Source organism: Algorimicrobium bowmanii (genome assembly GCF_054031195.1).
In genome coordinates this window covers 430,483-444,729 of sequence record NZ_CM132929.1, presented here as the reverse complement: position 1 = coordinate 444,729, position 14,247 = coordinate 430,483, and the positions used below count along the sequence as shown (strand labels likewise).

General features: G+C 32.9%; 14 protein-coding genes. 2 read left to right on the top strand and 12 right to left on the bottom strand.

Annotation, left to right across the window (positions count from 1 at the left end):
• Positions 1–37: 37 nt before the first annotated feature.
• Positions 38–382: a hypothetical protein gene (locus tag ACW5R3_RS01985; RefSeq protein ID WP_456577948.1), complete on the bottom strand. Its 345-nt coding sequence runs from the start codon at positions 380–382 to the stop codon at positions 38–40.
• A gap of 662 nt (positions 383–1,044) precedes the next feature.
• Positions 1,045–2,148, bottom strand: coding sequence for a DNA-processing protein DprA (gene dprA / locus ACW5R3_RS01980; RefSeq protein ID WP_456577947.1), 1,104 nt, complete (start codon positions 2,146–2,148; stop codon positions 1,045–1,047).
• 103 nt (positions 2,149–2,251) lie between these two features.
• Between dprA and ACW5R3_RS01975 the strand changes: the two genes are divergently transcribed.
• On the top strand, positions 2,252–3,193 hold the full coding sequence (locus ACW5R3_RS01975) for an HU domain-containing protein (RefSeq protein WP_456577946.1): 942 nt from the start codon (positions 2,252–2,254) through the stop codon (positions 3,191–3,193).
• 177 nt (positions 3,194–3,370) lie between these two features.
• Positions 3,371–3,880, top strand: a complete 510-nt coding sequence (locus tag ACW5R3_RS01970; protein WP_456577945.1) for an acyl-CoA thioesterase — start codon at positions 3,371–3,373, stop codon at positions 3,878–3,880.
• A 109-nt stretch (positions 3,881–3,989) separates the two neighbouring features.
• Here ACW5R3_RS01970 and ACW5R3_RS01965 read toward each other — a convergent pair whose 3' ends face one another.
• From ACW5R3_RS01965 to ACW5R3_RS01920, 10 genes are all read right to left on the bottom strand, one after another.
• Positions 3,990–5,216 (bottom strand): murein hydrolase activator EnvC family protein, encoded by a 1,227-nt coding sequence (locus ACW5R3_RS01965; protein ID WP_456577944.1) that lies wholly within the window; start codon positions 5,214–5,216, stop codon positions 3,990–3,992.
• Between the two features lie 2 nt (positions 5,217–5,218).
• Positions 5,219–5,995: a DUF4292 domain-containing protein gene (locus ACW5R3_RS01960; RefSeq protein WP_456577943.1), complete on the bottom strand. Its 777-nt coding sequence runs from the start codon at positions 5,993–5,995 to the stop codon at positions 5,219–5,221.
• Entirely contained in the window at positions 5,995–7,356 is a 1,362-nt protein-coding gene (locus ACW5R3_RS01955) for a tetratricopeptide repeat protein (RefSeq protein WP_456577942.1), read from the bottom strand. Before ACW5R3_RS01955 ends, ACW5R3_RS01960 begins: the two co-directional genes overlap by 1 nt.
• Before the next feature lie 38 nt (positions 7,357–7,394).
• Complete coding sequence (locus tag ACW5R3_RS01950) at positions 7,395–8,411, bottom strand: sugar phosphate nucleotidyltransferase (RefSeq protein WP_456577941.1); 1,017 nt, start codon at positions 8,409–8,411, stop codon at positions 7,395–7,397.
• A gap of 53 nt (positions 8,412–8,464) precedes the next feature.
• Entirely contained in the window at positions 8,465–8,899 is a 435-nt protein-coding gene (dut, locus tag ACW5R3_RS01945) for a dUTP diphosphatase (protein ID WP_456577940.1), read from the bottom strand.
• A gap of 1 nt (position 8,900) precedes the next feature.
• On the bottom strand, positions 8,901–10,361 hold the full coding sequence (locus ACW5R3_RS01940) for an oligosaccharide flippase family protein (protein WP_456577939.1): 1,461 nt from the start codon (positions 10,359–10,361) through the stop codon (positions 8,901–8,903).
• Positions 10,362–10,550: 189 nt separating this feature from the next.
• Positions 10,551–11,411 carry an ATP synthase F1 subunit gamma gene (atpG, locus tag ACW5R3_RS01935; protein WP_456577938.1) on the bottom strand — a complete coding sequence of 287 codons (861 nt, stop codon included), beginning with the start codon at positions 11,409–11,411 and terminating at the stop codon, positions 10,551–10,553.
• An 87-nt stretch (positions 11,412–11,498) separates the two neighbouring features.
• Positions 11,499–13,079, bottom strand: a complete 1,581-nt coding sequence (atpA, locus tag ACW5R3_RS01930; protein WP_456577937.1) for a F0F1 ATP synthase subunit alpha — start codon at positions 13,077–13,079, stop codon at positions 11,499–11,501.
• Positions 13,080–13,135: 56 nt separating this feature from the next.
• On the bottom strand, positions 13,136–13,672 hold the full coding sequence (gene atpH / locus ACW5R3_RS01925) for an ATP synthase F1 subunit delta (RefSeq protein ID WP_456577936.1): 537 nt from the start codon (positions 13,670–13,672) through the stop codon (positions 13,136–13,138).
• Between the two features lie 64 nt (positions 13,673–13,736).
• On the bottom strand, positions 13,737–14,237 hold the full coding sequence (locus tag ACW5R3_RS01920; protein ID WP_456577935.1) for a F0F1 ATP synthase subunit B: 501 nt from the start codon (positions 14,235–14,237) through the stop codon (positions 13,737–13,739).
• Positions 14,238–14,247: the final 10 nt, after the last annotated feature.

Below are 14,247 nucleotides of genomic sequence, written 5' to 3'. Positions count from 1 at the left end.
AAATACAAAAACCGCCCGAATGGGCGGTTTTATTCAATTATAATTTAGCTCTTATCTCTAATTCTCCTGCAGTTGCTTTATAATGTTCGAAAATTACAATCATTTCACCTTCACCATAATAGTCAGTATACCATCTTTCATTTATAGCTCCCGAGATTTTTAAAATAGGTTTACTATCTAAAGAATTAAGTTTTACAAGAATAGTGTCGTTAGTAAATCCTTTTACCCAAACATTCATCATTGTATATGGATAATTATTAATTGGTTCTAAAACAATAGTTTTAGTTGTAGTGAAGTCTGCAATCTTCAATTTAGCTTCATCATTCCCGCATGATGACAGAAAGATTAAAAAAATTAGAATTACTAAAGTGAAATTTTTCATATTTTATTGATTTGTAGGTGCTGGCGGTGGTGCCATCATTTTTCTAAAATCCTGAAACGTTTTTTCAATCAGTTCAGGGAAAATATCTTGGTAAACAGTTTGTTCTTATTCTGTTGATATTGAATTTTTACAACCAATATTTAATAAAATTACATATAATATTAAACTGTAAATTATTTTTGTCTTAGTCATGATAAATATTATTTCATGATCATCAGTTAACATTTCGTTGCTCAATCAAATCATTAAATATAGTTTCATTCGTTTTTAGAGGTAAAATTCACATAATTAATAGTATACATATATCTATTAGTTATTTTTAAGACACCTCCTTTTTGAATTGGTCACTAATTTTACAATTATAATGTGGATTTACATAGTAGTATTCAGCTTACGACAGTTACACTATGTTAGGCGAAGTCATTATTTAATTACCACTAAACGGTTTCGCTTTTTAGTCTGCTATATGTATTTTCTAAATTTAAAATGTCTACAAACATATGGGACATTGTCTCCAATGTAACTTTTATAGATAGTGCTAAACAAAGTCATTTTTGAAATTTTGAATGGAAAATTTCACCGTGCTCCTATTACCACGTCTCTTATGTTTCCTTTAAAGGATAAAGATATTTTAAGTAATCTCTACTAATTAAGTAATTCCCCTATATAATCTCAAACAACTTACCAGGCAAAGGCCTTACAACACCTTTAAGTTCCATATTTAATAATAAGCTAGCAACTTTATATGTTGGTAGTTCACAATCAATAGCAATCAGGTCTAATTCTTGTTTGGATATTGTTTTTAGGTAGTTATAAACCTTCTGTTCCTCAGGTGTTAAATCTACAAACAACTGTTTTTGAATAGTTGGTTTTTGTTTGGTTTCTAGTTCCCAGTTCAACATATACGGAATATCTAATGGTGTAGATAGCAAATGGGCTTTTTGAAATTTTATTAAATTATTACATCCAACACTTTGAGTATCGGTTGTACGTCCTGGAACCGCAAAAACATCTCTATTATAAGAGTTAGCAATATCTGCCGTTACCAAGCTCCCTCCTTTTGAAGCGGACTCGATAACTATTGTAGCCTGACTAACACCTGTAATAATTCGGTTGCGTTTTAAGAAATTATTTCTATCAAACGGATCGGTACTCCAAAAATCGGTGAAAAACCCTCCGTTTTTTTCTATATCAACCATGTATTTTTTATGTGTCTTAGGGTAAATTTGATTTAAGCCATGGGCTAGACAACCTATAGTTTGTAGGCCATGTTTAACAGCAGCTCGTTGCGCAGTTATATCGGTACCATATGCAAATCCAGAAACAATTATAGGATTAAACGGCACTAAAGCTTCAATTAACTTATTACAAAATGCTACACCAGAGCTTGTAATTTTACGCGTACCTACAATACTTATTATACGCTGATTTTCTAGATTAACATTACCAACTTGAAATAATAATATAGGACTATCAATGCAGTGTTTTAGGCGATGGGGATATGTCTCATCCATAAAAAACAGACAAGTAATATTATTTTCAGCTATAAAACGCATTTCAGCCTCAGCTGCTTTAAAATGTGTAGTATTGAAAAGGTCTTGAATAATATGTGTACCAATACCATCAATTTTTAATAAGTGTTGTCTTTTTTCTTTAAATACAGCTTCAGCAGAACCGCAATGATTAATTAGTTTTTTAGCAGTTATATCTCCTATAAACGGCACATGCTGAAGTGCTAAATTATGTAACAAACGCTCATTATCCATTATAAAGTATTGATATTCAATCTAAAAATAACGAATTTTAAGATGTTAATAAGTTGTTAGCAAGATTTTTTGTTCGCATTTAAAAATTCCTAACTTTGTTTTTATGCAAATAGAACTTTACATAAGCGATTTATTATACCGTTACGAATGTGTTACGGTTCCTGAGTTTGGCTCATTTTTAACACGTCGAACATCAGCTACGATTCATGAAACTACCCATGCGTTTTATCCGCCAAAAAAAGTGCTTTCTTTTAATGAGCAAATTCAAGAAAACGATGGCTTATTAGCACGCTATATAGCGGATGTAGAAAAAATACCTTACGAGGAAGCTTCTAAAAAAATAGCTAAACGTGTAAAATACTTAAAATCGTATTTAGTAGAAGGTGAAACAATTGCATTTGATAACATTGGTAGCTTATCCTTAAACACGGAAGGTAACATGTTATTTGAGCCGTCTTACAGTTTTAATTATCTAACAGACGCGTTTGGTTTATCGCAGTTTACAACTCCAGAGGTAATTAGAGAAACTCCTGTAGAAGTTGCTAAACCAGCAGAAAAAGTTATCTCAATACCTGTTTCTAATAAAAAACCGCAATTTCGTGGTTATTTAAAATATGCAGCTGTTGGTTTAATAGCATTAGCAATTGCTGGATTTGCTGGATCTAATTATTATATAGATAAAATAGAAACACATAACCAACTAGCACAAGAGGAAGCAAACACGCAATTGGATCATAAAATTCAAGAAGCAACCTTTGTAATAAATAATCCACTTCCTGCTGTAACCCTTAATGTAAAAAAGCAATACGGTAATTATCATATTATTGCTGGTGCATTTCGTTTAGAAGCTAATAGCGATAAAAAAGTTAGTCAATTAAAAGACTTAGGCTATGATGCTCGTAAAATTGGCACTAATAAATATGGCCTACACGAAGTTGTATATGCTAGTTATGAAACCCGCCAAGAAGCCTTAGATGCTCTTAAAGACGTTAAATTGTCTCACAATAAAGATGCTTGGTTACTAGTTAAAAATATTGAAAACTAATCTTCAATTTCTCACTACAAACATTTTGAGTTACGACTTAAACACACACTCGAATGATTGAAGCTTCAATATAATTATAGCGTTACTTTGAGAGGTAAAGAGGTACGAAAGATTATATCAAGAAGTGTTAATCCACTTTTTCATGGTATCTTTGCAGCGCATTAAAATAAGGACCTCATGACACCTAAAACACCGGAGCAATCTAAAACCGTAATGACAGACTTGGTATTACCAAGCGAAACTAATCCATTAAATAATTTGTTTGGTGGCGAACTATTAGCGCGTATGGATCGTGCTGCTAGTATTGCTGCAAGACGCCATAGTCGCCGAATTGTGGTAACAGCCTCTGTAAACCACGTAGCATTTAACCGTTCGGTACCTTTAGGCAGTGTAGTTACCGTAGAAGCTAAGGTTTCACGTGCTTTTAAAACATCAATGGAGGTATTCTTAGATGTTTGGGTTGAAGATCGTGAGTCTGGTGTACGCGACAAAGCCAATGAAGCTATTTATACTTTTGTAGCTGTTGATGAAACTGGCCGTCCAATACAAGTTCCTGAAATCAAACCTGAAAGCGATTTAGAAATAGAACGCTTTGCAGCCGCACTAAGACGTAAACAATTAAGTTTGGTTTTAGCTGGTAAAATGAAACCAAATGATGCTACCGAATTAAAAGCATTATTTCAATAAAAATTAAATTTTTGAAGATTAAAAAAAGAGCCTGAATATACATTCAGGCTCTTTTTTTAAATGCTTAATACAAGATTTATTTTGTTACTAAATCTGAATAAGGATTAAGCTACATTTTATAAATCCACTCGGCTGGGTTGACTGTTTTAGTTTCTTTGAAAATACTAAAATTCAACATCGTCTCACCATTAGCTGGGTTGGTAAAAACCTCACCAATTGCCTGTTTGGTAGTTACTTTATCGCCTTTATTTACATAAATTTTAGCCATATTGGAATATGCTGTAATATAATTACCATGTTGGATTAACACCGTAGGATTACCATTTTTAGAGGATATTATTCGTAATACTTCACCATTAAAAATAGCACGAACTTGGGCATTTTTCTCAGTAGCTATTCGCACACCATTACTCTGTATCGTAACACTTTTTACAACCGGATGCGGCTGCTTTCCAAAGCGTACTTTTACCACACCTTTTTCTACAGGCCATAATAGTTTTCCTTTGTTGGACACAAAATCTTTAGCTAAAGCCGCGGCTTCTGGTGTTAAAGCAAAACTGCTTGTTTTAGTACTTGTTTTTCCAGCCTTCTTATTTGATGCAGCGATAGCTTCTCGAATAATTTTTTCAATTTCACGATCAATTTTCTCAGCTTCTTCTTGCTTCTTCTGTATTTGGGCAGTATAGTTTGTTAAGTTTTTATTTATCTCAGCCATAAGAGCTTTATGCTGGACAAGTTCTTTTTCAAGTGCGCGTTGCGCTACCCTATTTTCATCAATAAGCTTTTGTTTATCGGCCTTTTGCCTCAGTAAATCTTTATTGATTTCTTGAAGTTCTGCTGTTTTAACCTTTATAGCCTCGCCTTGTTCTTTTTGATAATTAGCATACTGATTTAAATACTGAACCCGTTTATAGGCTTGCTTAAAATTTGTAGATGACAATAGAAACATAATCCTACTCTGCTCGCTTTTGCTTTTGTAAGACGTTTCTATCATCTTGGCGTAACTAGTCTTTAAAGTTTCTAATTCATCACGTAATTCGGTGATTTTATTTTGATTGTCGTTTATTTCACGAGTCAATAAATTGGCCTGCTGATTAGTAACCAAAATAAGATTCTTACGAACACTAACGCGGTAGTTTATATCTTCAATTAATGAAATCTGCGACTTCTGCTTACTTTTATCTTTAAAAAGCAATTCGTTAATCTGCTTGATTTCTGTACGTAATGCCTGTCTGCGTGCTTCTAACTCTTTTTGCTTTTTACTTTGCGAAAAACCGAAAGCAGAAATAAGCAAAAATCCTACAAGTAATAAATATGTTTGTATTGGTTTATTCATGATTATTTTAAATCAATTTTATCAAATCCAGAAGGTATTTTAAAAGGAAAACGCACGGGTTCGTTGATGCTTACAGAATTCAAACTAAGCTCAATACGCGTTTCATTATCTGCTTCTAAAGCTATTATTTTTAACTGTTCGGGTATGCTTTGATTGTTTATAATTTGATAATTCAAATAATCAACTTGTAAGAATCGGGATTCTTTAGCCTGATGTAATTGTTGAGAGTTTAATTTGAAATGGGCTGGATTAACAATATAAAACAGCTCAAAAAGTGCCAATTGTTCTTTAGGTTGAAACAGATATGCATTTTCGAAAACCGACATATCATAGGTATTTTTATCAATATCAAAAATAGCATTTCCTAATAGTAAATTCTGAACTTTATTATAGTCCAATTCAGTACCCAACAAATCACTTATATAACTAAAATCGCCATCAAAATAGGTATTATCTAACTTGTTATAAAACCGAACTTTATCGGGAGTAATCATTACACGCATTAAATTTAAAGTTGCGTTTATCCATATGGTTTTATCTTTTTCCATACGAAGTGTTACTGTATGTGACTGCGATTTAGAACCTTCTGAATAAACTACGCGAACCTTAGCTTGTAAGGTTTTAAAATTAGGCATTAACTTGGTATGCGCTTTTAAAACATCTTTTTTAGAAAGCGATAAATTGGCTTCTCCAGATGATAAAGTGGCTGTTGATTTACAACTTATAACCATTAAAAATACAAAGGTTATAAGCCCTGCAATGTGCTTATTTTTACTCATTAATTGTTGGACTCTAGCTTTTGGGCTTTTTCTATAAACGAATTTGCCTTAATAGTATTATTTAATTGGGTGTATGCAATGCTTAATTGTTTATAAAAGTCAGCTTGCATTTTTGAATCTTCTATAATATAATCCAATCCTATTTCTAGGGTACTTATAGCGTCATCAGGCCTTTTTAATTCATTTAAGGCAACGCCATTAATTAAATAGAACAAGGGTTGTGACGGGTACTTATTTAAAGCCGAAGCACTCATGCTCTCTGCTTCTTCATAATTCTTTAAATCGATATGAAGTAAGAGTATATTTCTCGTAATTCCAAAGTTATCTGGGTCTTTATCAAGCGCTTTATTATAATATTCAAGTGCTTGAATCTTATCGCCTTTCTTTAAATAATACTGAGCAATTTCAAGAGACGATTTTCCATTTTTATCTTCAGTAACTAAGCTTGTAGCCTCTATTAAATCGGATTCATATTCCGGATTTTCTGACACAAAATCTACAAAATCCGAAAGGACCATCATTTTAGCTTCTGGTTTAATTTGCGAACTTTGAATAACTATTTTCATAGATGCAATGGCATCAGCAGCACGATTGTCTTCGATATAAAATTTATAAAGTGCTAAATGAACTAATTGAGAATTAGGCTTAGCTTCTAACAGTTTTTGAGCTGTTTCGAAGGCTTTTTCTTTATCGTTATTTTCGCTGTACCGATAAATAAGCGCTAAATAGTTTGTTTCTTGGTCTGGATGCTCCTCTACTCGCTCCTCAAGGTTTTCTATTTGTTCCTTTTTCTTGCCTGTTATTTCATAAATTTGATTTCTAATAACATCACGAGTCATAGAAATACCTAGTTCAGCATCCATCTCGTCTAAAACTTCTAGAGCATTATTATAGTCTTTAGTTTTAACATATAATGTTGCTAAATCCTCCTTGTAGTCTGGGTGATATTTAACCAATTGTTTGACAACTTTTATAGCCTTATCATAATCATCTTGCTGCGCATAAACTTCATAAAGTTCATCCAAATACCACTCGTTATCAGGTTCCATTTTCACGGCATCTTTTAGAGCATCTTCAGCAGCACCAAAATTTTTAAGCAGGTTATAATTTTTTCCCAACTCGTAATAATAAACCGATTGAGAATCGTCCAACTCTAAGCATTTTAATAGGGCTTTAGCAGCACGATCATAATTTTCAATACCTTTTTGTTTAAGGGCTTCGAAAAAATACTCTTGTTGTAAATCGGCAACATCACCTAAATCGTCTTGGTTTATTTTGTTATAATCTATTTGAGCATAGTTTACCTGCGGAATGTAAAACATTCCAAAAAGTAACATAAAAATTTTAAAATTTTGTTTCATTTATAAGGTCTTTCTAATGCTCAGAAAGGTTGCAAAGTTTATTCCAAAACAGAATAATCACCAATACTTACTTTAGTATACTGACCATTATAAGTAACATGGTTTCCTATCATAGCCTCGTCTAAATTAGCATTTTTTATAGTGGTATGATTCTGAATTAAGCTATTTTTAACGGTTGAATCTTGAATTTCACAAGCATCACCAATAGATACATTTGGTCCAACTGTGGTATTCTTTAACTTAACATTCTTACCAATAAAACAAGGTTGGATAATGTTTGAATTTTCTAATATCACATCATCGGCAACTAATTGTTCGCCATCGGCTGCTAAAAACCCAAGCATTCGGGTATTTGTTTCAACTGTTACGACTTTATTTCCGCAATCCATCCATTCGGATACCTGACCTGTTTTAAACACTTTACCATCGGCCATCATGCGCTTAATACCATCATTAATTTGGTACTCGCCACCATTCATGATATTTTCATCTAAAACTTCTTGAAGCTTCTCTTTTAAAACGCTAACATCTTTAAAGTAGTATATACCAATCACAGCTTGATCAGACACAAAAGTTTCTGGTTTTTCAACAAGCTCAACAATTTCTTCTTTCTCATTTAGCTTAACAACACCAAAAGCCTGAGGATTTTCAACTCTTTTAGTCCAGATTACAGCATCTGCTTCTGGATCTAAATTAAAATCTGCTCTAATTAAAGTATCAGCATAAGCAATTACAGCCGGCCCAGATAATGATTCTTGAGCACTCATAATAGCATGTCCTGTTCCTAAAGGTTGATCTTGTCGGTAAATAGATGCTTTAGCACCTAAAGATTCGGCTAAGGCTTTTAAACTTTCTACTACAGCATCACCAAACCATGCAGGATCTCCTAAAACAAAAGCTATTTCTGTAACAGGTTGGTTAAGTACTTTAACAATATCTTTTACCAAACGGTGTACAATAGGTTGACCAGCAACTGGAATTAAAGGTTTAGGTACAGTTAAACTATGTGGGCGAAGACGAGAACCACGTCCTGCCATTGGTACAATAATTTTCATATTTTTTTAACCTCTTTTAATAAAAAGGATATTTTTTTAGATTAAACTTAATTTTATTTAACGCCGGTACTTCCAAAACCACCAGCACCACGATCGGTATCCGATAATACATCAACAGCTTCCCATTCCGCACGTTCATGTTTAGCAATAATTAACTGTGCAACACGCTCACCGTTTTCAATAGTGAAATTTTCATTTGAAAGATTAACGAGTATAACACCTATTTCACCACGATAATCAGCATCAATAGTACCAGGAGCATTTAAAACCGTTATACCGTTTTTAGCAGCTAAACCACTTCGTGGTCGTACTTGGGCTTCATAACCTATTGGTAACTCCATAAACAATCCCGTTTTTATAATAGTGCGTTCTAAGGGTTTTAAAGTTACAGGCTCAGATATATTGGCACGTAAATCCATACCTGCTGAAGCTATCGTTTCATAATGCGGTAAGTCATGGTTGGATTTATTGATTATTTTAATAGTCATATTATGATTTTAATAGTTGCTTAATTTCTTTTTGTTCAGATTTATAAACAATACCCAAAAATACAATTAACAATGGAATACCTATAGCAAAATTGCCTCTAAAGTAGTAAAATGATATTACTGAAAATGTAATAGAAATTGCTAAATAGAGTCCGATTTTTTTCAGGTTATAGGGAATTGGGTAGTATTTACGTCCCAAACTATAAGATAATAACATCATTACTGCATAAGCTATTAAAGTTGCTATTGCAGACGCTTTATAGCTATAAGTTTTGATAAACATCAGGTTAATTACAAGTGTTATTAAAGCACCTATAATAGAGATATAGGCACCAAACTTTGTTCTATCTGTTATTTTATACCAAACCGATAGGTTGTGGTAGATACCTAGACAGAAATTTGCTAATAAGATTATAGGAACAATCCACATGGCTTCCCAATAGGCCTCACCACGAACAATATAAGGTTTTAAAACATCGGCAAAAATTACGACTGTTAACAGAATTACGGAACCTGTTGCGACAAAGAACTCTAATATCCTTGCATAGTTTTTTTGAGGATTGGTGGTATTCGCATGACTAAAAAAGAAAGGCTCTATTCCTAATCGGTAAGCTGTTGCAAAAAGGGTCATAAAAAGTGCTATTTTGTAGCAAGCAGAATACATTCCTATTTCGGTTTCGGCAATATCAGGAGGAAGTAAATAGTCTAACAAAATTCTATCAAACACTTCATTTATAGAAAATGCCATACCAGCAACTAATACTGGTAATGCATAACGCATCATTTTTTTCCATAACTTAAGATTAAAATGATAAGATATTTTTGTGTAAAATGGTAACATACACGCAAGGGCAACACCACTAGATATTACATTGGCTATCAGTATATAATTAATTTCAAAATTTGGCTTATAAATAGCATTAAACACATTGTAATGTTCGGCTAGATCAGCTAATGCTAATAAGAAAAATAGATTAAGCCCTAGGTTTACAGCAACTGTTAAAATACGAATTATAGCATAACGGATTGGCCTTTGAGTTGCTCGTAACCAGGCAAAAGGAATAATTACTAAAGCATCTAATAACAGAATCCAAATAACCAGCTTAACATAAGCAACCTGAATACCAATAAAATATGCTATTTGGTTTTGAAATAATAAGGCACAACTAAAAAAACAAAGTGATGATACTATTAAGGAAATAGCAGATGTACCAATAACCGTTTTCTGACTTTCATCTTTATTAAAAAAACGAAAAAAAGCAGTCTCCATGCCATAGGCCAGTACCACATTAAATAGTACAAAATAGGAGAATATAACAGATATCTGACCATATTCAGCAACAGAAGACAATACACCATCTGTAGTATAAAGAGGCACAAGAATAAAGCTTAACATGCGCGGTAAAACCGTTGCTAAACCATAAATAAAAGTCTGTTTAAAAAGTGTTTTGAGTCCGGCCAAAATAAAGTAAATGTAACGCTCTAAATGTATTGAATTACCAACACCTATAAAAATGTTTGGCTATGAATTTGAGGTATTTAGAATTTCACTTTAAATATCATTAGATATTATGATGTATAAATAAAAAAAGACCCGTCTAAACTATAGAAAGGCCTTTTGTATTTTAAAACTTTAGAATGATGTCTAAAATTAATTATTTAGAGCTTCTGCACCACCAACAATCTCTAAGATTTCATTGGTAATAGCAGCTTGACGTGCTTTATTGTATGTTAATTTAAGTTGATCTCTTAGTTCAGTAGCGTTATCTGTTGCTTTATGCATAGCAGTCATACGCGCACCGTGCTCAGATGCAAATGAATCTCTAATACCTTTAAACAATTGTGTTTTTAAAGACTTAGGAATTAATTCTTCAACTATTTCAATTTTTGAAGGCTCAAAGATATATTCTAAAGATACAGAATCATCTTTTTCAATAGGTACAATTGGTAAAAATTGCTCTATGATAACTTCTTGTGTAGCTGCATTTTTGAACTTGTTATAAACAATTTCAATTTTATCATAAGTTTCATTAACAAATTCACTCATTAACATTTCTGCTAAATCAGATACGTTTTCAAAAGTTAAGTCATCAAAAATATCACTTTTATCAGCAATAACTTGACCTGTTTTTTTGAAAGCATCATTTGCTTTTTTACCTACTGCTACATAAGAAACAGACTTGTTAGCATATTTTTCGGTAGTCAGTTTGTTTACTGCTTTTATAATATTAGAATTAAAAGCACCACATAAACCTCTATTAGAAGTAATAGCTACAATTAGTACATTGTTAACCTCACGTTGTTCTGAAAATTTACTTCCAGAATCAGCATCTAAAGTTGCGCTTAAATCTTGTAAAAGCTGCGTTAACTTATCTGAATAAGGTCTCATAGCTGTAATAGCATCTTGTGCCTTCTTTAGTTTAGCAGCCGATACCATTTTCATAGCACTGGTAATCTGCATCGTTGAAGATACGGATGTTATTCTGTTACGTATTTCTTTAAGATTAGCCATAATCTACTTTTATCTTTCCGAATAAATGCCGGAACCTAGTTAATTGAACTTTATAATTTAGGATTCCCGCTTTCGCGGGAATGCTAATTATGCGCTATATTTTGCTGATAATTCTTTAGCTACTACCGTTAAGGTATCTGTAACTTCATCAGTTAATTTACCTGCTTTAAGAGTTGCTAAAACATCACTATGTTTCGCTCTTAAAAATTCTAAGTAATCACGTTCGAATTCTTTTACTTTCTCTACTGGTACGTCTTTTAATAAGTTTTTAGAACCTGCATAAATAATTGCAACTTGGTCTTCTACAGTATACGGATCATTTTGACCTTGCTTTAAGATCTCAACGTTACGTTTACCTTTATTAATTACGTTTAATGTTACAGCATCTAAATCAGAACCAAACTTAGCGAAAGCTTCTAATTCACGGAACTGTGCTTGATCTAGTTTTAAAGTACCAGATACTTTTTTCATTGATTTAATCTGTGCATTACCACCAACACGAGATACAGAAATACCTACGTTAATAGCTGGACGTACACCAGAGTTAAATAAATCACCATCTAAGAAAATCTGACCATCAGTAATAGAAATTACGTTAGTTGGGATATATGCTGATACGTCACCTGCTTGTGTTTCAATAATTGGTAAAGCTGTTAAAGAACCACCACCTTTTACAATTGGTTTTAATGACTCTGGTAAGTCATTCATTTCTTTAGCAATTTCGTCATTATTAATAACTTTAGCTGAACGCTCTAATAAACGAGAGTGTAAGTAAAATACATCACCTGGATACGCCTCACGTCCTGGTGGACGACGTAATAATAAAGATACCTCACGGTAAGCAACCGCTTGTTTTGATAAATCATCAAATACTATTAAGGCTGGTCTACCAGTATCTCTAAAGTACTCACCAATTGCAGCACCGGCCATTGGTGCGTATACTTGCATTGGAGCAGGATCAGAAGCGTTAGCTGCAACGATAGTTGTGTAAGCTAATGCGCCTTTTTCTTCTAATGTTTTAGCAATATTTGCTACTGTTGAAGCTTTTTGTCCAACGGCAACATATATACAGTATACAGGGTTACCTGCATCGTAAAATTCTTTTTGATTTAAAATAGCATCAATACAAACCGTAGTTTTACCAGTCTGACGGTCACCAATTACTAACTCACGTTGACCACGACCTACAGGAATCATAGCATCAATAGATTTGATACCTGTTTGTAATGGTTCTGTTACTGGCTCACGATAAATAACACCTGGCGCTTTACGCTCTAAAGGCATTTGGTAAGTCTCACCTGAAATTGGTCCTTTACCATCAATAGGAGTTCCTAATGTATCAACAACACGACCAACAATACCTTCACCTACATTAATAGATGCAATACGTCCAGTACGTTTAACAGTTGATCCTTCTCTAACACCTACTGAAGGTCCTAGTAATACGACACCTACGTTATCTTCTTCAAGATTAAGTACAATACCTTCTAATCCACCGTCGAATTCTACTAATTCTCCGTATTGTGCATTTGAAAGTCCGTAAGCACGTACAATACCATCACCAACAGTTAATACGGTACCTACTTCGTCTAATGAAGCACCTGCTTCAAAATTTGAAAGTTGTTGTTTTAAGATTGCTGATATTTCAGCTGGTTTTACTTCTGCCATCTTTATTTAGATATTAGACGTTAGATTTTTAGATATGAATACCTAATCTAACTATTTTAATTTATTGTAAATTCTCTTTTTAACTTATCTAATTTGTTAGCAATACTTGCATTGTATTGAATATCACCAACGCGTAATATGAAACCACCTAAAATGCTTTCATCTACGATATTTTTAACCGTTACGGCTTTATTAGTTAACTCTTTAATTTTAGCTAACACTTTAGTTTCAACATCTGAAGTAATAGGCACAGCTGTAGTTACTACTGCTGTTTCTTTACCATTTTGAATATCGAATAACTCTGTATATTTTACTGCTACGGCTTCAATAAGATCTAAACGCTTGTTTGCATCTAAAACTTTAAAAAGCTCTACTACCATTGCATTTACATCAGGAAATACTTGTAGTAAGATAGCTTTTTTAGCTTCCGATTTAATTACGGCATTATTAATTGCCTCTTGTAATTCTGAATTAGCTTTTAAGGTTTTGGCAATTAAAACCATATCTGTATTTATAGCTTCGGCAACCTGTTTTTCGGTTGCTAAACTTAATACTGCTTTTGCATAACGTATTGCTGCTCTTGTTCCTGCCATAGCTTGATTAAACTTTATCTGTTGAACTTACTATCAACAAATAAACGCTTTTTTTAGTTTATACTTAATTTAAAGTTGCTTCACCTAACATAGACTCAACCAATTTCATTTGCTTGTCTTTGCTAGATAATTCTTCACGTACTACTTTCTCAGCAATATCAATTGATAATGTAGCTACTTGAGTTTTTAATGCTGCAATAGCTGCTGACTTTTCATTTTCAATAGCTACTTGAGCTTGCTCTATAATAGCATTTGCTTGTGTTTGTGCTTCTTCTTTAGCATCAGAAATCATTTGATCTTTCATCTCACGAGCTTCTTTAAGCATTGCTTCTCTTTCTAAACGTGCATCTTGAAGTAATTTTTCGTTAGAAGCCGTTAAGTTCTCCATTTCTAATTTTGCCTTAGCAGCAGAATCTAATGCGTCTTGAATACCATCTTCACGTGTTTGTAAAGAGTCTAAAATTGGCTTCCAAGCAAATTTTCTCATTAATAAGATAATTATTAATAAGATAATAGCTTGCATAAAAAATAAGCCTACCGAAAAATCATTTAATAAAGTTTCCATTCTATATAGA